General features: G+C 73.1%; 23 protein-coding genes. 11 read left to right on the top strand and 12 right to left on the bottom strand.

The genetic code is table 11. The features are described from left to right. The first annotated feature begins 64 nt into the window (after positions 1-64). Genes OHA89_RS28690 through OHA89_RS28680 form a run of 3 tightly spaced genes read left to right on the top strand, consistent with a single transcriptional unit; the run spans position 65 to position 3,091 of the window. On the top strand, positions 65-1,033 hold the full coding sequence (locus OHA89_RS28690) for an ATP-binding cassette domain-containing protein (RefSeq protein WP_266610576.1): 969 nt from the start codon (positions 65-67) through the stop codon (positions 1,031-1,033). Further along, positions 1,030-1,821 carry an ABC transporter permease gene (locus OHA89_RS28685; protein ID WP_266610574.1) on the top strand — a complete coding sequence of 264 codons (792 nt, stop codon included), beginning with the start codon at positions 1,030-1,032 and terminating at the stop codon, positions 1,819-1,821. The genes OHA89_RS28690 and OHA89_RS28685 overlap by 4 nt, the downstream gene beginning before the upstream one ends. Before the next feature lie 52 nt (positions 1,822-1,873). Further along, positions 1,874-3,091, top strand: a complete 1,218-nt coding sequence (locus OHA89_RS28680) for a CaiB/BaiF CoA-transferase family protein (RefSeq protein ID WP_266610572.1) — start codon at positions 1,874-1,876, stop codon at positions 3,089-3,091. Positions 3,092-3,147: 56 nt separating this feature from the next. On the opposite strand, the gene OHA89_RS28675 is transcribed toward OHA89_RS28680, so the two are convergent. After that, the gene (locus tag OHA89_RS28675; protein WP_215147268.1) at positions 3,148-3,417 is read right to left on the bottom strand and encodes a hypothetical protein; all 270 of its coding nucleotides are present in this window, start codon (positions 3,415-3,417) and stop codon (positions 3,148-3,150) included. 260 nt (positions 3,418-3,677) lie between these two features. Here OHA89_RS28675 and OHA89_RS28670 point away from each other — a divergent pair, with 260 nt between their 5' ends. Next, positions 3,678-5,330 carry a serine/threonine-protein kinase gene (locus OHA89_RS28670; protein WP_266610570.1) on the top strand — a complete coding sequence of 551 codons (1,653 nt, stop codon included), beginning with the start codon at positions 3,678-3,680 and terminating at the stop codon, positions 5,328-5,330. Positions 5,331-5,334: 4 nt separating this feature from the next. On the opposite strand, the gene OHA89_RS28665 is transcribed toward OHA89_RS28670, so the two are convergent. Further along, positions 5,335-6,141: an SGNH/GDSL hydrolase family protein gene (locus OHA89_RS28665; RefSeq protein WP_257559498.1), complete on the bottom strand. Its 807-nt coding sequence runs from the start codon at positions 6,139-6,141 to the stop codon at positions 5,335-5,337. Positions 6,142-6,347: 206 nt separating this feature from the next. Here OHA89_RS28665 and OHA89_RS28660 point away from each other — a divergent pair, with 206 nt between their 5' ends. Beyond that, positions 6,348-7,445 (top strand): DUF5925 domain-containing protein, encoded by a 1,098-nt coding sequence (locus OHA89_RS28660; RefSeq protein WP_215147270.1) that lies wholly within the window; start codon positions 6,348-6,350, stop codon positions 7,443-7,445. A 7-nt stretch (positions 7,446-7,452) separates the two neighbouring features. Here the strand turns inward: OHA89_RS28660 and OHA89_RS28655 are convergent, their stop codons facing one another. Further along, positions 7,453-7,839 (bottom strand): GntR family transcriptional regulator, encoded by a 387-nt coding sequence (locus OHA89_RS28655; protein WP_257556972.1) that lies wholly within the window; start codon positions 7,837-7,839, stop codon positions 7,453-7,455. 71 nt (positions 7,840-7,910) lie between these two features. Here OHA89_RS28655 and OHA89_RS28650 point away from each other — a divergent pair, with 71 nt between their 5' ends. The 3 genes from OHA89_RS28650 (at position 7,911) to OHA89_RS28640 (ending at position 10,593) form a co-directional block, all read left to right on the top strand. After that, complete coding sequence (locus tag OHA89_RS28650; protein ID WP_266610567.1) at positions 7,911-8,852, top strand: GNAT family N-acetyltransferase; 942 nt, start codon at positions 7,911-7,913, stop codon at positions 8,850-8,852. After that, positions 8,849-9,331 carry a DUF402 domain-containing protein gene (locus OHA89_RS28645; protein WP_215147274.1) on the top strand — a complete coding sequence of 161 codons (483 nt, stop codon included), beginning with the start codon at positions 8,849-8,851 and terminating at the stop codon, positions 9,329-9,331. The genes OHA89_RS28650 and OHA89_RS28645 overlap by 4 nt, the downstream gene beginning before the upstream one ends. A gap of 227 nt (positions 9,332-9,558) precedes the next feature. Then, positions 9,559-10,593, top strand: a complete 1,035-nt coding sequence (locus OHA89_RS28640; protein ID WP_266610564.1) for a lytic polysaccharide monooxygenase — start codon at positions 9,559-9,561, stop codon at positions 10,591-10,593. Positions 10,594-10,634: 41 nt separating this feature from the next. On the opposite strand, the gene OHA89_RS28635 is transcribed toward OHA89_RS28640, so the two are convergent. From OHA89_RS28635 to OHA89_RS28625, 3 genes are all read right to left on the bottom strand, one after another. Continuing rightward, positions 10,635-11,495 (bottom strand): triacylglycerol lipase, encoded by an 861-nt coding sequence (locus OHA89_RS28635; protein WP_257556969.1) that lies wholly within the window; start codon positions 11,493-11,495, stop codon positions 10,635-10,637. 164 nt (positions 11,496-11,659) lie between these two features. Further along, entirely contained in the window at positions 11,660-12,667 is a 1,008-nt protein-coding gene (locus OHA89_RS28630) for a hypothetical protein (RefSeq protein ID WP_406367417.1), read from the bottom strand. Next, the gene (locus OHA89_RS28625; protein WP_266610562.1) at positions 12,664-16,236 is read right to left on the bottom strand and encodes a DNA polymerase III subunit alpha; all 3,573 of its coding nucleotides are present in this window, start codon (positions 16,234-16,236) and stop codon (positions 12,664-12,666) included. Before OHA89_RS28625 ends, OHA89_RS28630 begins: the two co-directional genes overlap by 4 nt. A 183-nt stretch (positions 16,237-16,419) precedes the next feature. Between OHA89_RS28625 and OHA89_RS28620 the strand changes: the two genes are divergently transcribed. After that, positions 16,420-17,538 (top strand): DUF3533 domain-containing protein, encoded by a 1,119-nt coding sequence (locus OHA89_RS28620; protein ID WP_406367416.1) that lies wholly within the window; start codon positions 16,420-16,422, stop codon positions 17,536-17,538. Between the two features lie 87 nt (positions 17,539-17,625). On the opposite strand, the gene OHA89_RS28615 is transcribed toward OHA89_RS28620, so the two are convergent. After that, positions 17,626-19,281: an amidohydrolase gene (locus OHA89_RS28615; protein ID WP_266610559.1), complete on the bottom strand. Its 1,656-nt coding sequence runs from the start codon at positions 19,279-19,281 to the stop codon at positions 17,626-17,628. A 32-nt stretch (positions 19,282-19,313) separates the two neighbouring features. Further along, on the bottom strand, positions 19,314-20,702 hold the full coding sequence (locus OHA89_RS28610; RefSeq protein WP_266610558.1) for a cytosine permease: 1,389 nt from the start codon (positions 20,700-20,702) through the stop codon (positions 19,314-19,316). Positions 20,703-20,840: 138 nt separating this feature from the next. Here OHA89_RS28610 and OHA89_RS28605 point away from each other — a divergent pair, with 138 nt between their 5' ends. Then, positions 20,841-21,443: a TetR/AcrR family transcriptional regulator gene (locus OHA89_RS28605; RefSeq protein WP_257556965.1), complete on the top strand. Its 603-nt coding sequence runs from the start codon at positions 20,841-20,843 to the stop codon at positions 21,441-21,443. Positions 21,444-21,542: 99 nt separating this feature from the next. Here the strand turns inward: OHA89_RS28605 and fxsBH are convergent, their stop codons facing one another. Then, complete coding sequence (gene fxsBH, locus OHA89_RS28600; RefSeq protein WP_266610556.1) at positions 21,543-23,831, bottom strand: radical SAM/SPASM protein FxsBH, inactivated beta-hydroxylase extension form; 2,289 nt, start codon at positions 23,829-23,831, stop codon at positions 21,543-21,545. Positions 23,832-23,851: 20 nt separating this feature from the next. After that, positions 23,852-24,034, bottom strand: coding sequence for a hypothetical protein (locus OHA89_RS28595; protein WP_406367414.1), 183 nt, complete (start codon positions 24,032-24,034; stop codon positions 23,852-23,854). Positions 24,035-24,131: 97 nt separating this feature from the next. On the opposite strand from OHA89_RS28595, the gene OHA89_RS28590 reads away from it, so the two are divergent. Then, positions 24,132-24,992, top strand: coding sequence for an alpha/beta fold hydrolase (locus OHA89_RS28590; RefSeq protein ID WP_266610553.1), 861 nt, complete (start codon positions 24,132-24,134; stop codon positions 24,990-24,992). On the opposite strand, the gene OHA89_RS28585 is transcribed toward OHA89_RS28590, so the two are convergent. Together OHA89_RS28585 and OHA89_RS28580 are read right to left on the bottom strand one after the other, a co-directional pair. Beyond that, positions 24,925-25,722: a hypothetical protein gene (locus tag OHA89_RS28585; protein WP_266610551.1), complete on the bottom strand. Its 798-nt coding sequence runs from the start codon at positions 25,720-25,722 to the stop codon at positions 24,925-24,927. The genes OHA89_RS28590 and OHA89_RS28585 overlap by 68 nt on opposite strands. Positions 25,723-25,823: 101 nt before the next feature. Then, positions 25,824-26,708 (bottom strand): S1 family peptidase, encoded by an 885-nt coding sequence (locus tag OHA89_RS28580; protein ID WP_215147301.1) that lies wholly within the window; start codon positions 26,706-26,708, stop codon positions 25,824-25,826. Positions 26,709-26,724 lie beyond the last annotated feature (16 nt).

The raw sequence follows: 26,724 nt of genomic DNA, 5'->3' as shown, positions 1-26,724 counted from the left end.
CACCTCGTCGTCTCGCCACCATCTTAGTTACGTACACCGTACGTAGTGAGGTACGGTGTCGCACATGACAACTACGTACGCTGTACTTAGTGAGGGTCTGGAGAAGAACTACGGGCAGGTCCACGCCCTGCGCGGCCTCGACCTCGCCGTGCCCGAGGGCACGGTCTGCGGTCTCCTCGGCCCCAACGGCGCGGGCAAGACCACCGCCGTCCGGATCCTCACCACCCTCACCGCACCCACCGGCGGCCGCGCCCTCGTGGCCGGCCACGACGTCACCCGCGACCCCGCGGCCGTCCGCCGCGCCATCGGGGTCACCGGCCAGTACGCCTCCGTCGACGGGGATCTGACGGGCCGCGAGAACCTGCGGCTCTTCGCCCGCCTCGCCGGACTGCGCGGCTCCGCGGGCCGCGAGCGCGCCGGCGAACTGCTGGAGCGCTTCGGGCTCGGCGAGGCCGCCGACCGGGTCGCAGGCACCTGGTCGGGCGGCATGAAGCGGCGCCTGGACCTGGCGGCCGGGCTGATCACCCGCCCCCGCGTGCTCTTCCTCGACGAGCCGACCACCGGCCTCGACCCGGCGGCGCGCGAGCAGATCTGGGCCGCGGTACGGGCGCTCGCCAACGAAGGCACCACCGTGCTGCTGACCACCCAGTACCTGGAGGAGGCCGACCGGCTGGCCGACGACATCGTGGTCGTCGACCAGGGCCGGGCGGTCGCCACGGGCACCCCGGCGGAGCTGAAGGCCCGGATCGGCGCCTACGCCGAGGTCACCGTCGCCGCGCGCGAGGCCCTCCCCGGCGCCGCCGCCGTACTGGACCAGCTCACCGGCGGCCGGCCGGTGCTCGACGGGGAACGGCTGACCGTCGGCGTCACCGTGCTCGACACCGGGCTCACCCTGCCCCGGATCATCCGCGAGCTCGACACGGCCGGGGTCCCGGTTACCGACGCGAGCCTGCGTCCGCCCACCCTCGACGAGGTGTTCCTGCGCCTCACCCGGATCCCCACGCCCACCGCCCAGAAGGAGCACGCCGCATGAGCACCCTGCTGTCCGACGGCGGAGCCGTTCTCACCCGCCAGCTCCAGAAGGCCCGGCACGCCCCCGCGCTGCCGATCCTCACCCAGACCATGCCGATCACCATGCTGCTGTTCTTCGGCTACGTCTTCGGCAGCGCGCTCGCCATGCCGGGCGCCGAGTACCGCGAGTTCCTGGTCCCCGGACTGCTCGCCGCGACCGCCGCGAACGGGCTGATGACCGGCATGTTCACCGCCGCGCAGGACGCCCACCGCGGGGTGATGGACCGGTTCCGGACGCTGCCGATGAGCCGCAGCGCCGTGCCGCTCGGGCAGACCGCCGCCGATCTGCTCACCACCGCGGTCTCCATGGTGCCGCTGATGCTGGTGGGGCTGGCGATGGGCTGGCGCATCGAGAACGGCCTGCCGGGCGCGCTGGGGGCCTTCGGCCTGCTGCTGCTGTTCCGCTTCGCCACCGCGTGGGTCGGGACGTACCTCGGCCTGCTGAGCAAGAGCGAGGAGGCGGCCGGCCAGCTCGGCGGCGCCACCTTCGTCCTGCCGATGCTGTCCAGCGCGTACCTGCCGACCGCCGGGCTCCCCGCGTGGCTCCGTACGGTCGCCGAGTGGAACCCGATCAGCGCCGTCGCGACCGCCGTGCGCGAGCTGTGCGGCAACGCCGGGGCCGAGGCGGCGGCGGGTGCCGCCTGGCCCGCCGCCCACCCGGTCGCCGGGGCCGTCGTATGGTCGCTCGTCCTCCTCGCGCTCTTCGCGCCGCTGGCCACGCGCCGATTCGCGCGCGGCCTCGCACCCTGAGGTCCGAGAGGGGGGTGACAGGACAGGGCGGAACGGGATAGGCATCGGTGCCATGGACACCGAAAGCGCCGCACCCTCACCCGAGCCCCTTCCCCTCGCCGGCATCACCGTCGTCGCCGTCGAACAGGCCGTCTCGGCCCCCTTCGCCACCCGCCAGCTCGCCGACCTCGGCGCCCGGGTGATCAAGGTCGAGCGCCCCGACGGCGGCGACTTCGCGCGCGCCTACGACACCACCGCGCACGGCCTCGCCTCGCACTTCGTGTGGGCCAACCGCGGCAAGGAGTCGCTCGCGCTCGACCTGAAGGACCCGCGCGGCCGGGAGATCCTGCACTCCCTGCTGACCGGCGCCGACGTCTTCGTACAGAACCTCGCGCAGGGGGCGGCGGCCCGGCTCGGGATCGACTCGGCCGCGCTGTGCGCGCGTTACCCGCGGCTGGTCGCCGTGGACGTCTCCGGCTACGGCGCCGAGGGTCCGTACGCCCACAAGCGCGCCTACGACATGCTCGTGCAGTGCGAGGCGGGCCTGGTCTCGGTGACCGGCACCCCCGAGCAGCCCGTCAAGGCGGGGATCCCGGCAGCGGACATCGCCGCGGCCATGTACGCCTTCTCGGGGGTGCTCGCGGCCCTGCTGCGCCGCGGTGTCACCGGGCGCGGAGGCAGGGTGGAGGTGTCCATGCTGGACGCGCTCGCCGAGTGGATGGGGCATCCGCTGCACCACACCATGCACGGCGGCGAGCAGCCCGTACGGACCGGTCTCGCGCACGCGGTGATCGCGCCCTACGACGCCTACGCCACGGCCGACGGGGACCGGGTGCTGCTGTCGGTGCAGAACGACCGGGAGTGGCGGCGCCTCGCGCAACAGGTGCTGGAGCGGCCCGAGTTGGCCGAGGATCCGGGGTACGCGACGAACGCGGCGCGCACCGGCAACCGGGAGAAGACCGACGCGGTGGTGGCGCAGGCCCTGAGCCGGCTGGGCGCGGACGAGGCGATCGGTCGGCTGGAGGCGGCGGGCATCGCCTGCGCGCGGCTGAACTCGGTGGCCCAGCTGGCCGCCCACCCGCAGCTCGCGGCCCGGGACCGCTGGCGGGAGGTGGGATCACCGGCCGGTCCGCTGCGGGCCCTGCTCCCGCCGATCGGACTGCCGGGCGGCGCGGCACCGCACATGGGTGCGGTGCCCGCGCTGGGTGAACACACCGAGACCCTGCTGCGCGCCCTGGGGATGACGGACGCGCAGATCTCGGAACTGCGCCGGGAAGGTGTGGTGGCGTAGGGCCGGGGAGCCGGAGACGGAACCGAGCCGGAGGAACGGCTGCGGTACGGGGACTGTTACGAGCGGCGGCTGCCGAAGAGCGTGCGACGCAGACGGCGCAGCGGCGCGAAGAGCGCGACGCGCGCGCTCCGGCTCCGCAGGCGGTGCGTGTGGTCGCGGGAGGTGAGCTCGCGCATCAGCAGGGTCGCCTCGGCGCTCTCCCGGTGCGGGACGGCAGGTCCGCCCAGCACGGCGAGATGGCGGTCGAGGCGCGAGCTGGTCGCGCTGCTGCCGCAAGTGATGGCAGGCACGCGAGGCGGCCTGCTGCGCATTGCTATCTGTTCCATGTTCTCTCCCCACCCGTACGAGGGCACCCGGCCCGGGCAGGTTAACCCTATCGTCCCCGCGTCGCGCTCGGGTATCCCGGTGGTGTGAATTACCCCTACCACTACGGGGAGTTGACGATTACTCAGCGGAGTCGACAGTCACTCTCCGCACAGGCATACCGGTTCGGGAGGACCTGGATGCGAGTCACGTCACGACAGGAGCCACTTCGCGCGCACTGCGCTAACTTGGAGTGATCACCTCGTGACGCGTGGGGGGTCGTGTGAGTGGGAATGTGGCCGGTGTGGACGGGGAATCGAGCCCCGATCGTGTCATCGCGGGCCGGTACCGCCTGCTGGATCCCCTCGGCCGGGGCGGAATGGGCATCGTGTGGCGGGCCCGCGACGAGGTGCTGGCCCGCGAGGTCGCCGTCAAGGAGGTACGGGCGCCCGCCGGACTGGAGCCCGCCGAACTCCAGCGGATGTACCGGCGGCTGGAGCGGGAGGCCTGGGCGGCGGCCCGGGTGTCGCACCGCGGGGTCGTCACGGTCTACGACGTGGCCTCCGAGGACGGCCGCCCCTGGATCGTGATGGAGCTGGTGCGCGGGCTCTCGCTGGCCGACGTACTGGAGGCCGAGGGGCCGATGACCCCGCAGCGCGCCGCGCACCTCGGGGAACAGGTGCTGGCCGCGCTGCGCTCCGCGCACGAGGCGGGGGTGCTGCACCGGGACGTGAAGCCCGCGAACGTGCTGATCGCCAATGACGGCCGGGTGGTGCTGAGCGATTTCGGGATCGCGAGCCTGGAGGGCTCATCGGCGATCACCATGACCGGCGAGGTGGTCGGCTCCCCCGAATTCCTCGCGCCGGAGCGGGCGTTGGGGCGCGATCCGGGACCCGAGTCGGATCTCTGGTCGCTCGGGATCATGCTGTACGCGGCCGTCGAGGGGGTCTCGCCGTTCCGGCAGGCGACCCCGGTGGACACGCTGCGGGCCGTGGTGGACGCGGAGTTGCCGCCACCGCACCGGGCCGGGCCGCTGGAGCCCGTACTGGAGGGGCTGCTGCGGAAGGACCCGGCCGAGCGGCTGCCGGCGGCGGAGGCGACCCGGATGCTGCGGGTGGTGGGCGCGGGCGGGGCCGTACGGGCCTCCGGCGGGCCGGTGTCGGGGCCGGACTCGCCGACGGCCGTCGCCCGGCACCACCGGCAGGAACCGCGGCCCGCCCCGTACGGGGAGCCTTACGGGGAGCCCACGCCGCCGATGCCCACGCCCGCGCAGGCTCCGCGCGAGGGCCGGGCCGGTGCGGTGCTCACCGCCGGGATCGTGGTGCTGCTGCTGGCGCTGGCCGCCCTGGGCTGGCTGCTGCTGAAGGACCGGGAGGACGCGGACGCCGGCAGCGGCGGAGCCGGGGCGACGGGCTCGGCGACCACCGCCCAGGCCGCCACCACGCCTGCTTCCGCACCCCCGTCCGCCTCGGCCTCCGCTTCGGCTTCGGCTTCCGCGACCCCGGGGCAGCACCTCTCGGTGTACGTGGACACCGTGCGCGCCTCGTACAGCGGCAGCTGCCCGCCGCCCGCGGAGCGCGCGCCCTCCTTCACCGCCACCGTGGAGGTGGAGCGCACTCCGGCCCGGCTGGAGTACCGCTGGGCCACGCGGAGCGGGAAGACCTCCGGTCCCGGCTGGCAGTCCCTCACGTACGAGGAGAGCGGGCCGAGGAGCCGGCGGCTGGAGCACACCGAGCTCACGCACGTGCCGGGCGCGGGCTTCGAGGACGCGGTGCGGCTGGAGGTGCGGGGGGACGCCGAGGTGGCCACCCAGTGGGTCGCCACCTCCGTGACGTGCGAGGAGGAGACCCCGACGAGCGGGGCCTCCTCCCCTGGCGCGAGTGCGTCACCGAGCCCGCCGGCCGCTTTGACGGCGGGACCGTCCGTCAGTCCTTAGCCGGTCAGGCGGCGTTGGTGAAGACGGGCAGGTAGCCGCTGGACTGTCCGGCGGCGGTCGGGTGGTACGACTCTCCGATGTTGAGCCAGTTGACGCTGTGCAGCCACGCACTGCCGGAGCAGATCTCGTGGCCGGTGAAGGCTCCGGCGACCGAGGCGAAGGTGAATCCGTGGTCGGCGGCGCGCTTGGCGATGGCGGCGTTGAGGTGGTCGGCCGCGCCGTTGATGGCGGCGCGTTCGCCTTCGGTCAGGCCGGTGGTGCAGGTGCCGTTCAGCTTGTAGAAGCGGGGATAGCCGATGACGACGACACGGGCGTTCGGGGAGCGGCTGTCGATGGCGTTGTAGACCTGGTCGAGCTGGCCGGGGAGGGTGGAGTCGACGTACGCCTTGGCCTGGTTCACACGGTTGACGCAGGTGGACTCGGACTGGAGCACACAGGTCGTCATGACGTCGGAGAATCCGGCGTCGTTGCCGCCGATGGTGATGCTGACCAGGTCGGTGCCGGAGTTCAGCGGGGCGAGCTGGCCGGAGAGCACATCACCCGTACGGGCGCCCGAGCACGCGGTGAAGGAGAAGGTCTGCGGGGCGTGGGCGGCGGCCCACAGGGCCGGGTAGGCGCGGGTGGTGCGCTTGCAAGCGCCGCTCCCGCTGTCGTAGTTGCCGGCGCCGACGCCGGAGGAGTACGAGTCGCCGAGGGCGACGTATCCGAAGTCGGCCTGGGCGGCGGCGGCCGCCTGGCCGGCGCCGAACAGGGCGGCGCCCGCGGCCAATAAGACGGAGGAGGCGAGGGCAGCGAAGCGCGACAGTCTCATGCTCATGTGTGCGGCTCCTTGTGGGGGTTACTCCTGAGTCCGTGGTACAAGGAGCCGGGGTTGGCTGGAAGTGTTCATGCCAAGAATATTCGGGGCAGAGTTGCTGCCCGAATCTTCACTCCCGATGCGTTTGAGGAGGGAACCCGTCCACTCGATCCGGCGAAACACGGGTGCACGGGGGCACCGTGTGCCGGATCATGGGCGCCATGCCAGCCAACCCGCATGACGCGCTGCCGATCCGGCTCAACGTCGACGACAGCGATTCGCCGTCGGACGTCGTCGATGCGCTGTTCCTCGGCCGGTTCGCGTCCGGCGAGCAGCCGTTCTCGCACAGCGTGTCGATCGACCGGGTCAAGCCGGGCGCCACCATGCTGCCGCCCGAGGCCACCGTGCTGCGCTCGGCGCGCGACAGCGACCGCAGCGCCACCCTCGCCGAGGGCGAGGGCTGGACCATGCTCGTCTCCCGCTGGAGCCGGGGCGCGGACGTCACCGTGACGGCGGTCAGCGACGAACTCGCCGCCGGGGTGCTCGGCAAGGCCACGGAAGGGGTGCAGGACGACCCCGAACCGCAGCCGGAGAACGTCACGATGGGGTTCTGGTACGTCTCCCCGCGCCGGGGCCCGTACCGGACGACCCGCCAGATCGCGGCCGGGACCTGGCCCGAGGTCCGGCCCAACTACACGGCGCCGGTGGCCGGGGCGATGGACCGGCTGATGAAGGTGACCCCGGACGACATCGCGGGCCGGCTGCTCCTGCTGCACGGTCCGCCGGGCACCGGCAAGACCTCGGCGCTGCGCACGCTGGCGCGTTCCTGGCGGGACTGGTGCCAGGTGGACTGCGTCCTGGACCCGGAGCGGCTGTTCAACGACGTGGGCTACCTGATGGACATCGCGATCGGCGAGGAGGAGGGCACGGCGAAGGGCCGCTGGCGGCTGCTGCTGCTGGAGGACTGCGACGAGCTGATCCGCGGCGAGGCCCGGCACACGGCGGGGCAGGCGCTGTCGCGGCTGCTGAACCTGACGGACGGTCTGCTGGGACAGGGCCGCAACGTCCTGGTCGGCGTCACGACGAACGAGGACCTCGAGCGGCTCCACCCCGCGGTGGTCCGGCCGGGGCGCTGCCTGGCCCGCATCGAGGTGGGCCGGCTGACCCACCGCGAGGCGGTGGACTGGCTGGGCACGGACGAGGGCGTCTCCCGCGAGGGCGCGAGCCTGGCCGAGCTCTTCGCGCTGCGCCGCGGCACGGGTCCGGCGGCGGTCCTCCCGCCCCAGCCGCACACCTCCGAGGCGGGGCTCTACCTGTAGTCCGGGACTACCGGGCGGCGTACCGGGCCCGGACCGCGTCGGCCGCCGCCGACAGGGCCTCGGCCTCGGTCAGGCCCAGCCGGTGGGCCCGGTCCGCGAACGCCTGCGCGGCGGCCGCGGCCTCGCGGGATTCGCCCTCCGCCGCGGCGACGAAGGTCCCGTTCCGGCCCCGCGTCTCGATCACCCCGTCCGCCTCGAGCGCCCGGTACGCCTTCGCAACGGTGTTGGCCGCGAGTCCCAGCTCCTCCGCCAGCCCCCGTACCGTCGGCAGCTTGAAGCCCGCCGGCAGCCTGCCCGACCGGGCCCGGTCGGCGATCTGCGCGCGCAGCTGTTCGTACGGCGCGGCCGAGCCCGCCGCCGCGTTGATGGTGATCTTCAGGTTCGTCGAGGTCACGGGCCCGATTGTCCCCCATCGCCGGATAATTGGGAGGCGCCGGGCGCGCGTGCGCCCGTAGCGTCGGCCACATGACCGTTCTGATCCGCGACCTCCGCCCGGATGATCCTTCGGATGCGGAGTCCGTCGTACGAGTGCGCCGCGCGGCCCTTCCCTTCATGATCACCACCGCCGAGGGCGTCGCCTTCGAAGTCGGCTCGGCCCACCCCGACGCGCACTTCCGCCTCCTCGTCGCGCACACCGGCGAGGGACTCGTCATCGGCACCGCCCAGCTCGGCATCGCCTACGACAGCCCCGAGCCGGGCCGGTCGTACGTCAACGCGTACGTCGACCCCGCGCACCGCGGCCTCGGCGCCGGCAGCCTGCTGCTCCGCACGGCCGAGGAGCACCTCGCCGCCCGGGGCGCGGTGGACACGTACGCCTGGGTCCTCGACGAGCCCGCCCACCGCGCCTTCGCCGGCCGGCGCGGCTACCGTCCCAGCCGGTCCGCGCACTTCCTGCGGCTGGACCTGGCGGCGGCCGCGCTGCCCCCGCTCCCGCAGACCCTTCCGGCCGGGGTCGAGCTGCGGCCCGCCTCCGCCTTCGCCGCCGACCCGCGTCCGCTCTTCGAGGCCGACGCGGAGACGACGTACGACGAACCGGGCGATCTGGCCTCCGACTTCGACGACTACGAGGACTGGCTCGCGCACACCTGGAACAGCCCGTCCCTCGACAAGGAGCTGACCACCGTCGTCGTGGTCGACGGCGTCGTGGCCGCCTTCACCGCCGCCCAGACCGACGGCGCCACCCGCTACGCCTCGGCGATGACCGGCACCCTGCGCGCCTTCCGCGGCCGCGGCCTGGCCAAGCTCGCCAAGACGGCGTCCCTGCACCGGGCCCGCGCGGCCGGCTACACGGAGGCCTTCACCGGCAACGACTCCGAGAACGGGCCGATGCTCGCCATCAACACGTGGTTCGGATACGAGATCTGCGCGACCGAGACGCGCTACACGAAGAAACTGGAGACAGTGTGACCGAGCAGCTGACCGTCGTCCTGACCAAGGCGGGCCGCGTCAAGATCCGCTACCCGGCGGCGCGGGTCGCCGACGACGGCGACCGCATCTCGGTGCGCGCCCCCTGGGCGGCGGAGGGCGTGCGCGACTTCGGCTTCGTGCGCTTCGAGCCGGGCGACGTGTTCGTCGAGCACTTCTGGCGGACCCGCTGGTACGCGGTCAAGGAGGTGTGGACCGGCGACGGCGTCCTCAAGGGCTGGTACTGCGACGTCACCCGCCCGGCTCTGGTGCGGAGCGGGGAGATCCTCGTGGAGGACCTGGACCTCGACCTGTGGGTCTCCGCGGACGGGTCCTCCGTACTGCGGCTGGACGAGGACGAGTTCGCCGAGAGCGGGCTCGCCACGAGCGACCCGGAGGCGGCCGCCCAGGCCGTACGGGCCCTCGACGCCCTCGACGACCAGGCCAGAACCCCGGCGGGGCTGCCCGCGCTCCTCGCCTAGCGGGGTGCCGGCGGCGGTTTCTGTAGGCCCCGCTTAGCGGTTCCTTAAACGAACCCTAAGGATCACCTTCCGGGGGCCGATCCCGGGGAAACGCGTGGTCCGGGCGGCTAGCTTGGCGGGGCCAGGACAGGAAGGGCCCGATGTGGCGCCGCCGGGGGGCGGCGCCACAGAGCCCGATTCCGATTCCGCTGGCGCACCCCTGCCTTGTGCCCGAAGGAGATCCACCCATGTCCGCACGCCGCCGTACCGTGACGCTGACCCGTATCGCCTCCGCCGGCCTCGCCCCGCTCGCGGTGGCCGCGTACGCCGCCGCTCCCGCGGCCGCCCATGGCTCGATGACGGACCCGGTCAGCCGGGTGGCGGCGTGCTACGCGGAGGGCCCGGAGTCCCCACGGTCCGCGGCGTGCAAGGCGGCGGTCGCGGCGAGCGGGGCGCAGGCGTTCTACGACTGGAACGCGGTGAACATCGCCAACGCGGCCGGCAACCACCGGTCGCTGATCCCGAACGGCCAGCTCTGCTCGGCGGGCAACGACAAGTACCAGGGCCTGGACCTGGCGCGCGCCGACTGGCCCGCGAGCCCGATGACGGCCGGCGCGCACACCTTCCGCTACAAGGGGACCGCCCCCCACAAGGGTTCCTTCGAGCTGTACGTGACGAAGGACGGGTACGACCCGGCGAAGCCGCTGAAGTGGTCGGACCTGGAGCCCGCGCCGTTCGCGAAGGTCACCGACCCGGGGATGCAGAACGGCGACTACGTGTTCTCCGGGACGGTCCCCAACAAGTCCGGCCGCCACCTGATCTACAGCATCTGGCAGCGCTCGGACAGCCCGGAGGCCTTCTACACCTGCTCGGACGTGGTCTTCGGCAAGGACAACGGCGGTTCGGACACGAAGCCGAGCACCAAGCCCAGTGCCAAGCCGAGTGCCAAGCCCAGCGAGGCCAAGCCGTCCGGCGCGCAGTCGGAGGCGCCCTCCGACGCGCCCTCGGCCCCGACGGACCAGCAGATCGCCGACGGCGCCGACAAGTCCACCGTGGAGCACAACGGCCACGGCGACAACGACCCGAAGACGAACGGGAACGCGGCCGCCGCCCCCGTCTCCTCGACCCCATCCCCGCAGAACAACAGCCTCGCGGAGACGGGCGGCAGCAGCGCCACCCCGGCGATCGCGATCGCCGGGGCCGGCGTGCTGGCCGTCGGTGCGGCCGTGCTGTTCGCGGTGGCCCGCCGTCGTGCGACGACGCCGAGCCGCCACGGCCGCTAGGTCGCGGTTCACCGATCGGACCGCCTGTGCCTTTTCGGTCGTCAGTCGAAGACCGAGGCGCAGGTGGTCCGTTCGGCGTGCGCCGGGTCAAGGGCGTTCAGTGCCTCGTGCCAGGCGATCCGGTCGGTGAGCCCGATGGTGACGTGTTCCGAGAGGTCCAGGACGCACAGGTCCTGGAGTACGACGTTCCGTACGTTCGGCCCGTCCAGGAACGCGCTCCGGTACGGCGTCACCACCTCGTCGTACTTGGTGGCGATCACCGTGTACTTCACCCCGGGCACGGTGTCCCCGCCCTCGTTCAGCTTCTGCTGGAAGGGGGATCCGGCGATCTGGTCGGCGAGGCCGGGGGTCGCGGTGCTGATCAGGTCCTCGGCCCCGGGGAAGTACGGGAGGAGCTTGGTGAATCCGAGCAGGGTGGTGCCGTGGTTGTCGGGGGCGAGTCCGACCAGCGCGTTGACCTTCCCGGCGCCACCGAGGAACTTCAGGTAGTAGCGCGGCATCATGCCGCCCTGTGAGTGCCCGATGATGTCGGTCTTGGCGGAGCCGGTGGCGGCGAGCACCTTGTCGACGAAGACGTCGAGCTGCCCGGCGGACTTGTCGATGGGTCCGAGCCCGTTGAAGAAGGGCACGCCGGGCAGTTGCCCGTAGTCGAGCGAGTAGACGCAGTACCCGCGGTGCACGAGGTAGGGCGCGAAGCCGAGCCAGTTGTCGACGGAGTTGCCGAAGGTGCCGTGCACGAGGACGACGGGGCGCGGATGCGCGGCGGACGGCTTGCAGGACCAGTTGTTCCAGCCGCTGCTCGGTGCGGACGCGGCCTGCGCGGTGCCGGTGGGGGCGACGAGCGCGGCGGCGGTGAGGGCGAGGACGGCCAGCGGGCGGAGCAGGCGTCTCCAGGGCAGCATCGTGTGATCTCCTTGCGTTCGACTCAAGGGGATGGGGCGTGGGGATTCGTCCCGTGATCCGGATCACAAGGGGGCGCTGCTGTCGCTAAATTACGGGTGAGTAGCAACACAGGGAAGTTACGCGTCGGTAAAAACTCGTGCGTTGCCCGATCCTCTACCGTCGGTCAAGCCGCCAGCGTGCCGCGGGCGATGGCGTGCGGCCCGAAACGGGCGCGGACGCGGTCCGTGACGGCCTCCAGGCGCCGGGCCTTCTCGTCCTCGGGGTCCAGACTGAGCTGCCGCGTGGCCCGTTCGGCCGGGGTCAGCTCCTCTGCCCGCAGGGACAGCGCGCGAACCCGGGCCCGTTGCAGGCCGAGGGCCTCGTAGAGGGCGTAGGCCGTGGCGGTCAAGGCGGCGGAGTGCGCGGTGGGTTCGGCCAGGGTGCGGGTCCGCGTGAGCGTGGTGCGGTCGGCGCAGCGGACGGTGAGCGAGAGGGTGCGGCAGACCTGGCCCCGGCCCTGTTCTTGTGTACGAACCGTACGCAGCTGCGCGCCGAGCTCATCGGCCAGCGAGAGCAGGGCCCGCCGGTGCCGTACGGGATCCAGCTCGTCCCGGTCGAAAGCCCGCTCGGCGGCGATGGCGCGGGCGGCCGCGCCCGGGCGGACGGGGGTCCGGTCGATCCCGAGGGCGCGCTCCTGCACCTCGCGGCCGAGCCGGGCGCCGAGGATCCGCCGCAGGGCGGCGGGCGGGGCGGCGGCGACCCGGCCGACGGAGTCGAGGCCGTAGGAGCACAGGGTGCGGGCGGCCTTGGGGCCGACGCCGTCGAGGGCGGTGACGGGCTTGCCTGCCAGGAACGCACGGACGGCGGCGGGGTCGTCGGGGATCACCAGGGTCCCCCCGGGCCTGGCCTCGCGGGCCGCCGCCCGGGCCAGCATGGGATTGCCGGCCACGCCGACGGCGGCGTCCACGCCGTACAGGGCGAGGGCCCGGACCCGGATCACGGCGGCCAGCCGCTCCGCGTCGCAGCCGAAGTACCGCAGCGCGGCCCGGACATCGGCGAGGGCCGCGTCGGGCGGCAGGGCCTGCACGGCCGGGGTGATGCCGCCGAGCAGCGCGAGCACCCCGGCGTACTCCGGGGACCCGAGCGGCCTCCCGTCGGCGGGGTGCATCCGCAGGCACATCACGGTGCTCATCCCGCGCTCCCCGGGCTGGAGTGCCACAGCTTGCGCCCGGTCGCGGGGCCGCTGCCCGGCGGCTGGAGGTCGGCCCACGGGTTCATCTCGTACCCCGTGGACATGCGGATCCGGCGGCCGGGGCCCGCCTGGGCCGCGCCCTCGGCCCCACCCTCGGCCGCGCCGTCCGTCCCGCCGTCCGTCCCGCCGTCGCCGGAGGCCAGCCGCGCCGCGACCGCCTCCAGCCCGCCGGCCGCGCGCAGTTCCACCAGCTCCGCCAGGTTCCACGCCGCCGCCCCGACCACGCTCAGGCTCTGCGGGCCCCGCCGCTGCACGACGCCCCGTACCAGCAGCAGGAAGGAGTGGAAGACGGTGTGCGCGCACCGCTCGTGGCTGTCGTCGAAGAAGGCCAGGTCGACCAGGCCCGTCCCGTCGTCCAGCGTCGTGAAGATGACCCGCTTCCCGGACCGGATCGGCGGGGTCTGGGTGGCCGCCTTGGCGCCCGCGACCAGGACCGTCTGCCCGTGCCCGGCATCGCGCAGCCGCCGCGCCGGGATCGCCCCGAGCTCGGCCAGGAAGGCGTGGTGGTCCGCCATCAGGTGCCGGGAGGCGTCCATGCCGAGGACGCCCAGCTCGGCGCTGAGCCGCTCCGCGTCGGTCAGGTCGGGCAGCCCGACGGAGGCCGTGGACCGGCCGCCCTCCAGGGGGAGTTGGGGGCCGCGTACACCGGCCGCCCGCTGCGCGCCGTGCAGTTCCGTCAAGTGCAGCAGCAGGTCACGCCGGTTGGCACCGAAGGCGTCCAACGCCCCTACCTGCGCCAGCCGTTCGGCCACCGGCCGGCCCGGGTGCGCCCGGTCCCAGAAGTCGCGCAGGGAGGCGTACGGCTGCCCGGCCTCGATGCGGCCCGCCTCGGCCTCGCTGATGCCGTGGACATCGGACAGTCCGAGCCGCAGCCCCCACACACCCCCCGGATCGGACACCAGTTCGATACGATGGGCGACCGCCGACCGGTTCACGTCCAGCGGCAGCACGGGCACGCCCCTCCGCCGCGCGTCCGCCAGCAGCAGCCGCTTCGGATACATCCCCGGATCGTGGGTCAGCAGCCCGGCGTAGAAGGCCGCCGGGTGGTGCGCCTTCAGCCACGCGGACTGGTAGGTGGGCACCGCGAAGGCCACCGCGTGCGCCTTGCAGAATCCGTAGCTGCCGAAGGCCTCCACGATCTCCCAGGCCCGGCCGGTCACCTCCACCGGATAGCCGCGCTCGCCCGCCTTCGCCGCGAACCAGACCTTGATCCGCCCCTGCGACTGCGGGTCGGACAGCCCGCGCCGCACCCGGTCCGCCTCGTCCCGTCCGCAGCCGGTCATGATGTTCACGATCTCGATGATCTGCTCGTGGAAGACCACCACCCCGTACGTCTCGCGCAGCGCGTCGGCCAGGTCCGGGTGCGGGAAGCGCACCGGGGCCCGCCCGTGCCGGGCCTCGATGAACGGCCGCACCATGTCGGCGGCCACCGGCCCCGGCCGGAAGAGGGAGATGTCGACCACCAGGTCCTGGAAGGTCGACGGCTGGAGCCGTCCCACCAGGTCCCGCTGGCCCGGGGACTCGATCTGGAAGCAGCCCAGCGTCTCGGCCGAGCGGATCAGTTCGTACGTGGCCCGGTCGCCCGGCGGCACCTGCGCCGGGTCGTCCAGGTCGAGCTCCTCCCCCGTGCCGCGCCGGATCTCGGCGACCGCGTGGGCCATCGCGGACTGCATCCGTACGCCGAGCACGTCGAGCTTGAGCAGCCCGAGCTCCTCCACGTCGTCCTTGTCGAACTGGGACATCGGGAACCCCTCGCCGCTGGTGGGCACCACGGGGGTACGGGCGAGCAGGGAGGCGTCGGAGAGCAGCACCCCGCACGGGTGCATGGCGATCCCGCGCGGCAGCGCGTCGAGCGATTCGACGAGCTCCCACAGCCGCCCGTACGACTCCCCGCGTACGTCGCGCAGTTCGGGGAGCTCTTCCAGTGCGGCGCGGGCGTCGCGGGCCCGGATGTGCGGGAAGGCCTTGGCGAGCCGGTCGGTGACGGCCGGGTCCATGGACAGGGCGGCGCCGACGTCGCGAATGGCGTGCCGGACCCGGTAGGTCTCGGGCATGGAGACGGTGGCGACGCGCTCGGCGCCGAACCGGCCGATGATCCGCCGGTAGACCTCCAGCCGGCGGGCGGACTCCACGTCGATGTCGATGTCGGGCAGGACGCGCCGGCGCTTGGACAGGAAGCGCTCCATCAGCAGGCCGTGCGCGACGGGGTCGGCGTGCGCGATGCCGAGCAGATGGTTGACGAGGGAGCCGGCTCCGGAGCCACGGGCGGCCACCCGGATACCCATCTCCCGTACGTCATCCACGACTTGAGCGACCGTCAGGAAATACGAGGCGTAGCCGTGGTAGGCGATGATGTCGAGCTCGTGGTGCATCCGCTCCCAGTACGCGCGGTCGTCCGCGTAGCCGCGCAGCACCATGCCCGCCGAGGCGCGGGAGGCGAGGACCCGCTGGGCGCTGCGGTGGGCCGCGCCGACGAGGCGGGCCTCGGGGAAGTGCACGGATCCCATGCCGAGGTCGTCCTCGGGGTCCACCGCGCAGGCCTCGGCCGTGTGCCGGGTCTCCGCGAGCAGGCGCCGCGCGTCGGCGGGGCGCAGTCCGGCGGCCTGGGCGATCCGGTCTGCGGCCTCGGCCATGGCGGCCGGGGCCTTGAGCCAGCGTTCGCCGCTGTCGAGGGGGCCGCGGGGGTCGATGGGGACCAGCCGGCGGGCCGCGTCGAGGATGTCGGCGACCGGGCCCTGGCCGGGGTCGGCGTAGCGGACGGCGTTGGTCAGCACGGCCGGGAGGCCCTGCTCGGCGGCGAAGCCGACGGTACGGGCGGCCAGCCGGAGCGAGCCGGGTCCGGTACCGGTGCGGCCGTGGTGGACGGCCTCCAGGCGCAGGGAGTCGCCGTAGACCTCCCGCCAGGGTGCGAGCAGCCGGGCGGCCCGGTCGGGGCGGCCCGCGGCGAGCGCCCGCCCCACCTCGGAGCCGGGGCCGAGCAGGACGAGGACGCCCTCTCCGCGCAGGGCGCTCCAGGGCAGCACCGGCCGGCCGGCCCCGGTTCCGGTTCCGGTTCCGGTATCCGCGTGGGCGGCGGTGACCATCCGGCACAGCTCGGCCCATCCGGCGGCCCCGTCGCGGGCCAGGAAGACCGCGCGCGGAGCGGATTCGTCGATGAAGGCACCCCCCTTGACGGGGTTGCGCCGCCGGTACGAGGCCTCGCCGGCCCCGGCCGGTCCCTCCCCGTGCGAACCGGCAGGTGAAACGGCAGGCGAACCGGCCGGTGGCACGGTCGGCGGCACAGGCGACGGAGCGGTCGCCACGGCGAGGTCCACCCCGAACAGGGGCCGGATCCCGGCTTTCGCGGATGCCTTCGCGAACCGCACCGCGCCCGCCAGGGTGTCGCGGTCGGTCAGGGCGAGGGCGTCCATGCCCCGCTCCGCCGCACGTTCCGCCAGCCGTTCCGGGTGCGAGCCTCCGTAGCGCATGGAGAACCCCGAAACGGTGTGCAGATGCGTAAAACCAGGCACCCGCGGCCTCCTGCTTTCGCTCGATGAACCTCCCCCCGTCATCCACCATAGAGCAATTCGAATATTCGTGCGAAACACTTGTTCGATCTCCCCCGGCTACCGCCGTGCGGTGCCCCCAGGGAAGATCATCCATTCGGCCCACCCCTGCTGCGCGCCGTCCCCCGTACGCCGAGCGTGGGGGGCATGACCCAGCCCACCGAGAGCACCGACGCAGGTCCGTCCGGCGGCTTCCTCGCCGAGATCAAGGACGCCGTGACCATCCGGGCAGCCCTGCTGGTCCTGGGGGTGCTGGTCCTCCAGCTCGCGTTCATCACCTCGTACATCGGTGCCTTCCACCACCCGAAGCCCAGCGAGATCCCGATCGCCGTGGCCGCCCCCGTCGCACCGGTCGCCGAGCGGTCCGTACAGCAGCTCGCCGCCCTGCCCGGCAAGCCGCTCGACCCCCGTACGGCCGAGGACGAGGCCGCCGCGATCCGCCTGATCGAGAACCGGGACGTGGACGGCGCGCTGATCATCGACCCGGCCGGCCGGACCGACAGGCTGCTGGTCGCCTCCGGCGGCGGGGCCTCCCTCTCGCAGGCCGTCGAAGAGATCGTCCGTGCGGTGGAGAGGGCCCAGGGGCGGACCGTCCAGGTCACCGACGTGGCCCCGGCCGACAAGGGCGACAGCCGCGGCCTGAGCTCCTTCTACCTGGTCGTCGGCTGGTGCGTGGGCGGCTACCTGTGTGCCGCGATCCTCGCCATCAGCGCCGGTGCCCGGCCCGCCAACGTCCACCGCGCGGTCATCCGGCTCGGCGCGCTGCTCCTGTACGCGATCGCCGCGGGCCTGCTCGGCGCGGTCATCGCGGGCCCGGTCCTGGGCGCGCTGCCCGGCCCGATCATGGGCTTGTGGGGACTGGGCACCCTGGTCGTCTTCGCCGTCGGCGCCATCACCCTGGCCTTCCAGGGGCTGGCGGGCGTGGTCGGCATCGGTCTCGCGATCCTGCTGATCGTGGTGCTCGGCAACCCGAGCGCGGGCGGCGCCTACCCGTACCCGCTGCTGCCGCCGTTCTGGAAGGCCCTCGGCCCGGCCCTGCCGCCGGGCGCCGGTACCTACGCCGCCCGCTCCGTCACGTACTTCAAGGGCAACGACATGACCGGGCCGATGCTGGTGCTGGCCGCCTGGGCGGCGGCCGGCTCGGCGATCACGATCGCCTGCGCGCACTTCCGCGGGGGCCGGCCGGGAGCCGCCGTGGGCAGCGGGCTCCCCGACGACTCGCCGTCCGTCCCCCGGTTCGCGGGCGAGGGGACGGAAACCCGGTGAACACCCCGGGCCTTCCCGGCTTGCGCAACCGGCCGCTTCCTCGCCCCCGAGGAACACCCGGAAACGTGATCACCACGGCCCGCGACGTCAGGCGGCCCGGTGGACCACCTCGCCCGCCACCACCACCGTTTCGGCGACCGTGCCCGGGATCTCGGAGGCCGGGGCGGAGAGGATGTCCCGGGACAGGACGACGAAGTCCGCCGCCTTGCCCACCGTGAGGGAACCCCGCTCGGCCTCGAGGAAGTTGGCGTAGGCGGAGCCCATCGTGTAGCCGTACACCGCCGTCTCCACGTCCACCGTCTCGGCCGGCTGCCACGGCTCGCCGCCGGCCAGGGGGCGGCGGGTCACCGCCGTGTAGATGCCGATCATCGGGTCCATCTCCGCCACGTTCCAGTCGCTGGAGAAGGCCAGGACCGCCCCCGCCTCGTGCAGGCTCCGCATCGGCCACGCCTTGTGCCAGCGGTCCTCGCCCACGTTCTCGGCCCAGTCCTGCCCGGGGCCCGCGATCTCCGGTGCGCAGTGCCTCGGCTGCATGCAGGCCACCACGCCCAGTTCCGCGAAGCGCTCCACGTCCGCCGGATCCAGGCACTCCACGTGCACCACCTGGTGGCGGGCATCGCGCGGGCCGTTCACCGACCGCGCGTGTTCCACCGCGTCAAGGACGGTCCGGATGCCCCGGTCTCCCGTGGCGTGCACGAAGCACTGGAAGCCCCGCGCGTCCAGCCCGGCGAGGAGCTCCGCGAACTCCTCGGCCGGGTAGAAGGTCTCGCCCCGGTGGTGGCCGCAGCCCGCGTACGGCTCCAGGAGCGCGGCCGTCCGCGGTTCCACCACGTCGTCGATGTACAGCTTGAGCGGGCCCACCCGCAGCCGGTCCCCGGAGAACCGGCGGGCCGCCTCCTCGAAGTCGGCCAGGTCGGACTCACCCGTGCCGCGCGGGTGGAACAGCGCCGCGACGATCCGCGAGCGCAGCCGCCCCTCCGCCCGGGCGCGTTCGTAGAGCTCCAGGTCGTCGAGCGAGTTCTGCGGCTCCACCACCGTGGTGATGCCGAAGCCGATCGCGTCGTCCAGGCTCTTCGCGAGCCGCCCGTACTGCCGGTCCGGCGCGGCCCACGGCACGCCCAGTTCGCGCAGCGCCCGGTGCCCGTCCCGCGAGAGCCCCTTGACGGCGAAGTCCTTGACGAATCCGGTGGGTTCGCCGGTCTCCGGGTCCACCGCCGCCGTGCCGAAGGGCAGGTCCGTACGGTCCCGGGTGACGCCCAGGCGCCGCATGGCCGCCGTGTTCAGCCAGGCCGTGTGGACGTCGTACGAGAGCACGATGGCCGGGATGTCCCCGGTGACCGGGTCCAGGTCGGCGGCGTCCGGCATCCGTCCGCCGGGGATGGCGGAGTAGTCGAAGGCTTCGGCCTCGATCCACCCGGCGTCCGGGTGGGCCTCCCGCCAGGCCAGGATCCGTGCGTGGATGCCGTCCAGGCTGCGCACCCCGGCGAGTTGCACGCAGGCTTCGTCGGAACCGAGCCGGACGTGGTTGTGCGCGTCGATGAAGCCGGGCAGCACCAGCTTCCCGCTCGCGTCGATCCGCTCGGTGTCCGGTCCGGCCCAGGCGGCGGCCTCGGTGTCCCGGCCGACCCAGACGATCACCCCGTCATGGACGGCGAGGGCTTCGGCCTCGGGCAGCTCCGGGTCCACGGTGTGGATCCGGGCTCCGGTCAGCAGCAGGTCGGCGGGGAAGGGGCGGCGTGCCATGTGAGGGTGCTCCATTGCGTAGGGCGTTGTGTTCAGGCGGCCGGGACGTACGACGGGACGCGGCGTACGAGGGCCCAGTACGTGAGCGCGGAGACGACCGAGCCGAGGAGGGTGAGGTCGGCGCCGCCGAGGGGGGCCACCAGGGGGCCGGTCCACAGCTCGGAGTCGCAGGTCAGGGCGGCGAAGACGATGCCGGCGAGCAGGGCGGCCGCCCCGGCCGGGTGGTAGCCGGCGCGGTACCAGTACGCGCCCTCGCGCCCGGTGTGCAGCGCGTCGGCGTCGTAGCGGCAGCGGCGCAGCAGCATGTCGGCGAGGAAGACCCCGCCCCAGGGCGCGAACACGATGATCAGGAGGGAGAGGAAGGAGAGCAGGGAGGTGGTGAAGTCGGTGAGGAAGAGCGCGGCGAGCGAGCCGAGCGCGGTGACGGCGGCGCTGATCACGATGGCCCGGGCGCGGCTCCACGGGATGCCGAGGACCTGCAGGTTCAGGCTGGAGGAGTAGAGCGTGATGATCGAGTTGGTGACCGATCCGCCGAGTACGAGGGCCAGGAACAGCGGCTGGAACCAGCCGGGCAGCAGGCTCTCGGCCCCGGCGACGGCGTCGGTCATGTCGGTCTGGGTGGCGGCGGCGACGCCCGCGACGCCGAGGGCCACGGAGGAGACGAAGCCGCCGAGGGCTCCCATCCAGGTGATCGACTTCAGGGAGGTGGTCCGGGGCAGGTAGCGGGTGTAGTCGGCGGGCATCGGCAGGTACGAGAACGGCCCGGCGAGCATGACGACGAAGGCCAGGCTCCAGCCGGACAGTCCGGGGGCGGCGGCCGGGGCGGCGGTGTCGGCGCCGGGCAGGACGAAGACCAGCAGCACGCCGAAGCCGGCGGCGAGGACGTAGGCCATCCAGCGCTCGGCGAACTGCACGGTGGCGTGGCCCCACATGGCGACGGCGAAGGTCAGCGCGAGGGTGACGCCGAGTGCGAGCCCGCGTACCAGGTGGCCGCCTCCCAGACCGACCTCGGCGAAGAAGACCTCCAGCGCGAGCGTCCCGACCACGGTGTTGACGATGGTGTAGCCGATGCTCACCACCCAGTTGAGGACGCCGGCCGGGAAGTTGCCGCGGACTCCGAACGCGGCGCGGGAGATGACCAGGGTGGCGGTGCCGGTGCGGATGCCGCTGAGCCCGGCGGCGCTGACGGCGAAGAAGGACAGTCCGCTGATCACGACCACGGCGGCGGCCTGCCAGAAGGAGAGCCCGAAGGCCACGGCCAGGGCCCCGTTGATCACGTAGGTGAAGGTGAGGTTGGAGCCGAACCAGAGCCAGAAGAGGTCCTTGGCGCTGCCGTGGCGTTCGGCGTCGGGGATGGGGTCGATCCCGTGGGTCTCGACCCGGAACACCTCGTCGACGTCGGCTGTCTCCTGCTGTCCCATGACGTACCCCTGACCTTGAGCGATCTTGAACGACGTTCTAAGTTCTTGAATGGCATTCAAGATGCGGGCTGCACCGGGATCCCGTCAAGACCCTGTCCGGGATAAGGTCTGGCCAGGAAGATCCGGAGGGCGGGAGTGGTGGCGGGAGCAGCACGGCGGCGCGACGGGCGGATCGCCCAGGAGCGGATGCTGGAAGAGGCCATGGCGGCGATCGCCGAGAACGGGCTGGCGGCGCTCACCATGTCCGCGCTGGCCGAGCGGCTCGGCACCAGCGGCGGCCACATCCTGTACTACTTCGGCAGCAAGGACCGGCTCCTGCTGGAGGCCCTGCGCTGGAGCGAGGAGCTGCTCACCGGCGAGCGCCGGGCCCTGCTCGGCCGGAGGCTGACGGCCGCCCGCAAGCTCGACCAGTTCCTGGAGCTCTACCTCCCCGAGGGTCCGCGCGACCCGCGCTGGACGCTGTGGATCGAGCTGTGGGCCCGTACGGCCTCGAACGAACCGCTGAAGGCGGCCCAGGAGGAGATCGACGAGAGCTGGCAGCAGGACCTGGAGTCTCTGCTGGCCAAGGGCGTGGACCAGGGCCGCTTCGCCCCCATGGACGTCCCCGCCCGGGCCTCGGAACTGCTCGCGCTGCTGGACGGGCTGAGCACCCGGGTGGTGCTGGGCCAGCGCGGCGCGGACCGCGCCGGGGCCCTGGAGCGGGCCCGCTCGGCGGCGGCCCTCCTCGTCCCGCACACGTAGCCGCACGCGTAACCACACGCACGCCTGGCGCACGCGCGAAAGGCCCGCCCGGGGTTCGCGCCCCGGACGGGCCCTTCGCCAACCTTCCGCATTCCCGTTTCAGGCTCCCGATTCGAACTCCCGGCGCAGTCGCGCGACGACCGCCTTGCCGCTCACGGTCAGCTCGGCCGCGCCGGAGAGCCGGTCCAGCGCACGCTTGATCGCATCGCCGTCGCCGGGGCCGTCGCCGGGGCCAGCGCCACCGACGGGGCCTTCCGACCGCCGGTACTCCTCGGCCGCCACCCGCGCGTACGCATCGGCCAGCAGCTCCGACACCGGCACCGGCCGCTCCCGCCACGGGGACTCGTGCAGCCACTCCCCGTCCAGCGCGTACAGGTCCGCCACCTCGGTCAGCTCGCGGAGCCCGGCCCGCCGCCGCCCGGTGAGCAGCGCGAGCGCGGTCCGGCGTACGTCCGCCGCGTAGGGCACGCCCAGCGCCCCGGGCCCGCACTGGCCCGCCTTCACGGACCCGGAACCGGAACCGGGACCGGTGAGCGGTGTGAGCGTGCCCAGCCCGGCGGCCGTCTCCCGCGCGAGGCCCGGCACCGTGCGGTGCAGCAGCGCCCAGGCGGCGCCGAGGCGACGCTGCCAGTCCCCGGCCTCGGCTCCGTCCAGCCTCGTCCTGGGCGTCCGGGAGAAGCAGTCGCGGTAGGGGTCCAGGTCGTCCAGAGCCATCGGCGGCGCGTCCGCCCCGGCTCCCGGCCAGACCCGTACGGGCAGCCACCCGGGGTCTTCCTCGGACCGCCCGAAGCGCCGCTCGGTACTGCCTTCCCGTACGCGGAACCCCTCGCCGGCGGCCCTGATCCCCACCTCGGTACGGCCCGTGCGCAACAGCCCCAGCGTCGGCAGGTACAGCTCACCGCCCCGATGGACCACGCTCACGGTCGCCTCCAGCCGCCCCCGCACCGCGGCCGCCGCGGCCAGCGCGGACAGGCGGAAGGCAACCGGTTCGTCCGGCCGCCGTCCCCGGCGTACGGCGTGCAGGGCACGGATCAGCCAGGTGCGCGTGTACGGATGGTCCAGTACGGCATCGAGCGCGTCGGGCGCCTCGGCCTCGAGGGCCGTGATCAGCTCCCAGGAGCGCTGCCAGCCCTCGCCCCCTGAGCCCGCCAGATCCGCCAGATCCGCGTGCAGCCGGGCCAGCAGCACCCGGGTCAGCTCCTGCTGGGAGGCCGACAGCGCGGCGGGATCGGCGCTCTCGGGCGCGACGGCGGCCCGGGCGGTGCGCACTTCGACCCCGTCGACCAGTTCCCGCAGGTCGGTGCAGTAGACGGAGGGGTTGTCGAAGCCGTTCGCGGCCCGGTAGCGGTGTGCGTAGAGGCCTCCGCCGCACGAGCGCACCACGGGGCACCGGCGGCAGGCGGCGCTGACGCCCGCGAGGCCCGACTGGCGGGCCCGGATGCCGGGATGGGCCGCCACCTCGTCGAAGGTGTGGGTGAAGACGTCGAAACCGGTGGCGGCCGCGCCCTCGTGAGCGGTCTTCAGCGAGTCGGCCTGCTCCAGGGTGCCGTCGGTCTCGACGACGACCAGGTCCGTGGGCGCCAGGCCGAGCGATTCGGTCAGGCTCGGCCCGCCCCGCAGGGTGCTCAGCAGGGAGTCGAACATCCGGACGGGGACCGGCCTGCCCCGCGCCTCCCACCGGTCGAAGACCCGCAGGAGCCACCGGGCATAGGCGTCGGGGCGTCCGTCGGGCCTGGCCGGGGGCGTCTCCCACGTGGCGTGCGGCAACAGGAAGTCGATGCGCGGCGGTTCGAGCGCGGTGAGCGCGTCGAACACCGCGCGGGGGTCGTTCTCCACGTCCACCGTGCAGAGCAGTCCCTGGTACAGGTGCCGGTAGCGGTCCTGCCGCAGCAGTCCGAGCGCCTTGAGGACCCCGGGGTGGCTGGTGCGGCCGTTCGCGAAGCGGCGGTGCCGGTCGTTGGCCGCGCGGTCGCCGTCGAGGGACACCCCGACCTTGACCCCGTACTCGCGGAACAGGTCGAGGAAGGCGGTGTTCAGCCGCAGCCCGTTGGTGTGGATGCGCAGATCGAGTGCGCTCACCCCGTCGAGGGCTCGGGTGAGCGCCTCGCAGAGCGTCCGGAGACGGGCCGGGCCTGCCAGCAGCGGCTCGCCGCCGAGCAGGATGACGGTCACCGAGGGCAGGCCGTGGGTGGCCGCGTGCTCGGCCAGCCGCTGCGCGATGCGCTCCGCCACCGCGTCGGAGACCACCGCGGGCCGCCGCCGCCAACTCTGGTCCGCGTGTTCGTAGATGTAGCAGTGGTCGCACGCGAGATCGCATCTGCTGTGCACCTTGACCACGAACTCGCGGAACGGGATGAGCGGTAAGGCACCGGCCCCGGCGGGCTCCATCGCGACGGGTGCGCCCGTGCTCAGAGCGAGGAGTTGAAGGTGACCGTCCGCGCGTCGCCGGGAGCAGCCGCCCCGGGCAGCACCCGGGCGATCCGCCGATCGGCGTCCGCGCCACGGGCGGCCAGCGAGGCCAGTGACGGCCGACCGCCGCCCTCCTCCCGTACTGGCAGGACTGCGGGCTGCTGCTTCTGAGTGGTCGTCACGGGTCCCCCTCCGGGTCGTGGCTGTGTTTCCATCAAAAGAGCTGTCGTCATGAGACTAGGGACATCGGCAGGAAGCCGAAAGACCCGCGGAGGTGTCGTGCGCGTCGAGGTGAAGGCAGAAGACGGCCGTCTGATCGTGGCCGAGGTCTGGGGGGCGCCGGACGGGGTGCCCGTGCTCCTGCACCACGGAATGCCGGGATGCCGGCTCGGGAGCGCGCTGCGCGACATCACGGAGATCCGTCCGGACGTCCGCTTCTTCGCCTACGACCGGCCCGGCTACGGGGATTCCGAGCGGGCCCCGGGGCGGACGGTGGCCGACGCCGCCCACGACTCCGCGGCCGTCGCGGACGCATTGGGCGTGGACACCTTCGCCGTCGTCGGCCGCTCCGGGGGCGGTCCGCACGCCCTGGCCTGCGCGGCGCTGCTCCCGGAGCGGGTGACGGGGACGGCTGCCCTGGCCAGCCTCGCGCCGAGCGACGGGACGGGGCTCGACTGGTTCGGCGGCATGACCCCCCACAACGTGGAGCACTTCCGCCTCGCGGTCGCCGATCCGGCGGCGCTGGAGCGCCGGCTCACTCCCCGGGCGGCGGCGATCAGCCGAGATCCCGGCCGGCTGCTCGAAGAGCTGCGGAAGGAACTCGCCGACGACGACTTGCGGGTCGTCGCGGACGGCCGGGTGCGTCAGTCGATCTTGGACAACTACCGGGAGTCGCTGCGCGTCTCGGCCTACGGCTGGCTGGACGACAGCCTGGCCTTCTGCCGGCCCTGGGGGTTCGATCCCGCCTCGATCCCCGGACGGGTCCTGCTCTGGCGCGGCGGCCAGGACGCCTTCTCACCCCTGGGGCATTTCCGCTGGCTCAGCCGGCACGTCCCGAACCGCACCGCCGTACTCAAGCCGGGGGCGGGCCACTTCGCGGCTCAGTGCGCGCTGCCGGAAGCCCTGGACTGGCTTCTGTGACCGGCGGTTCCTCTTCCACGGGCGCCACCACCGATTCCCGAGCGCCCTTGAGGCAGTCGATGATGCGCTCGTGCGTGTCCCCTACGCCGTCCGTGACCCGGATGCGCATGTAGAACGCGTGCACTTCGTCGATGAACCGCTTCGAGAACACTCCCACCGGGATGGTCTCGTGCGAACCGGTCGCCACCATCGGGTATCCGCCTCCGAAGTACAGGATCCGGAAGTCGACGGCGGCCCGCAGCCCCGCGTCGGCCAACTGCTCACCGAGGGTGGTCAGGCCCATCCACTCCACTCCCGAGTCCGGTCCGTCGACCGGATCCCCTGCCATCACCAGGTGGTAGTCCACCTGCTCCAGGACCGCGTTGTTCTGGCCGCCGTTGAGGATGCCCACCTTCCAGGCCTTCCCGGAGCCCGGGAGGAGCCCAGGCTCGAATTCGGACCGCCACCCGAGCACCGGGCGGATCGCTCGCGAGTACTGGGCCCGTGCCAGGACAGCGCCGGCGGCGACGGCCAGCAGGCTCGCCAGCGGTTCTGCGCTCATCAGCTGGAGCCGCCAGGGCCAGTGGGTCCGGGCGGCTTCGGGTATGTTCCCGCGCACGATCTCCCATATGAGGACGACGGCCAGTACGCACAGCAGCACCAGGGGTGCCGTGAACAGCCAGCGGTTGCGCCGGACGCGCCGCTGGGTGTCGGAGAACGGGCCTCCCCGCCCGGAAGGTGAACTGCTCATGCCACCGTCTCCTTTCCACAAGAGTGAGCCCCTGCCCAGGAGTTGGGCGGGGGCTCACGATTGTGCCGCAGGCCGGGCGGGTCTCCTACCCGCCCGCAAGGTCAGTACACGCTGACCCCGTAGGCGTTGAGGGCCTCGACCACGGGCTGGAAGTAGGTGGTTCCGCCCGAGGAGCAGTTGCCGCTGCCGCCCGAGGTGAGGCCGACGGCGCGGGTGCCCGAGTAGAGCGGGCCGCCGCTGTCGCCGGGTTCGGCGCAGACATTGGTCTTGATCATGCCGTAGACGATGTCACCGCCGCCGTAGTTGACGGTGGCGTTGAGGCCGGTCACCGAGCCGCTGTGGATGCCGGTGGTGGAGCCGCGCCGCTTGACGGACATGCCGACGGTGGCGTTGACGGCACTGGTGATGTCCTGGCTGCCGACGGTGCCCGGGGGGACCGGCGAGTTGCTGGCGTACTTGATCAGGCCGTAGTCGTTGGTCGGGAAGCTGGAGCCGGTGGTGGAACCGAGCACGGTGGTGCGGGCGGAGTTGGTCCACCAGGTGCCCGCGCCGTCGGTGCAGTGCCCGGCGGTCAGGGCGTAGTAGTTGCTGCCGCTGCGCACGTTGAAGCCGAGGGAACAGCGCCAGCTCGACGCATAGATCGCGTCGCCGCCGGAGGCCAGTTTGCTCAGCTTGCCCGGGGTGCGCTCGATGCGCAGGGCCCCGGCGTCCGCTCCGGCCTCGCGCTTGATTCTCGCGAGGGAGGCGGCGGAGACGGTGGAGTCGGCAGTGACCACGAGGGTCCCGGTGGCGGGGTCGGTGTGCCAGGCGGTGCCCGCGACGTCGGCGCGCAGGACGGACGCGCCGGCCGAGGCCAGACGCTCGGCGCTGAATCCGCCGTCCTGTGGGTCCGCGTTCGCCACGGTGGGGGCGGCGAGTGCTGCGACGGCGGCCAGGCCGGTGGCCGCCGCGAGCAGCCTGGTACGGGTGATGCTCTTGATCCTCACTTCTCGTCCTCCGAGA

This window comes from Streptomyces sp. NBC_01546 (assembly GCF_045208355.1).
GTDB lineage: Bacteria > Actinomycetota > Actinomycetes > Streptomycetales > Streptomycetaceae > Streptomyces.
Note: the sequence above shows the minus strand (reverse complement) of the source record. Positions and strands in the feature narration are given on the sequence as shown.

What these genes read in the sequence shown, in the direction of transcription:
- OHA89_RS28680 (WP_266610572.1), top strand. Translation starts at nt 1,874, where the DNA reads ATGGACACCGAAAGCGCCGCACCCTCACCCGAGCCCCTTCCCCTCGCC.
- fxsBH (WP_266610556.1), bottom strand. Translation starts at nt 23,831, where the DNA reads ATGGAGCCCGCCGGGGCCGGTGCCTTACCGCTCATCCCGTTCCGCGAG.
- OHA89_RS28635 (WP_257556969.1), bottom strand. Translation starts at nt 11,495, where the DNA reads ATGCTGCCCTGGAGACGCCTGCTCCGCCCGCTGGCCGTCCTCGCCCTC.
- OHA89_RS28615 (WP_266610559.1), bottom strand. Translation starts at nt 19,281, where the DNA reads ATGGCACGCCGCCCCTTCCCCGCCGACCTGCTGCTGACCGGAGCCCGG.
- OHA89_RS28665 (WP_257559498.1), bottom strand. Translation starts at nt 6,141, where the DNA reads ATGAGACTGTCGCGCTTCGCTGCCCTCGCCTCCTCCGTCTTATTGGCC.
- OHA89_RS28610 (WP_266610558.1), bottom strand. Translation starts at nt 20,702, where the DNA reads ATGGGACAGCAGGAGACAGCCGACGTCGACGAGGTGTTCCGGGTCGAG.
- OHA89_RS28640 (WP_266610564.1), top strand. Translation starts at nt 9,559, where the DNA reads ATGTCCGCACGCCGCCGTACCGTGACGCTGACCCGTATCGCCTCCGCC.
- OHA89_RS28620 (WP_406367416.1), top strand. Translation starts at nt 16,420, where the DNA reads ATGACCCAGCCCACCGAGAGCACCGACGCAGGTCCGTCCGGCGGCTTC.
- OHA89_RS28660 (WP_215147270.1), top strand. Translation starts at nt 6,348, where the DNA reads ATGCCAGCCAACCCGCATGACGCGCTGCCGATCCGGCTCAACGTCGAC.
- OHA89_RS28630 (WP_406367417.1), bottom strand. Translation starts at nt 12,667, where the DNA reads ATGAGCACCGTGATGTGCCTGCGGATGCACCCCGCCGACGGGAGGCCG.
- OHA89_RS28675 (WP_215147268.1), bottom strand. Translation starts at nt 3,417, where the DNA reads ATGGAACAGATAGCAATGCGCAGCAGGCCGCCTCGCGTGCCTGCCATC.
- OHA89_RS28650 (WP_266610567.1), top strand. Translation starts at nt 7,911, where the DNA reads ATGACCGTTCTGATCCGCGACCTCCGCCCGGATGATCCTTCGGATGCG.
- OHA89_RS28585 (WP_266610551.1), bottom strand. Translation starts at nt 25,722, where the DNA reads ATGAGCAGTTCACCTTCCGGGCGGGGAGGCCCGTTCTCCGACACCCAG.
- OHA89_RS28690 (WP_266610576.1), top strand. Translation starts at nt 65, where the DNA reads ATGACAACTACGTACGCTGTACTTAGTGAGGGTCTGGAGAAGAACTAC.
- OHA89_RS28685 (WP_266610574.1), top strand. Translation starts at nt 1,030, where the DNA reads ATGAGCACCCTGCTGTCCGACGGCGGAGCCGTTCTCACCCGCCAGCTC.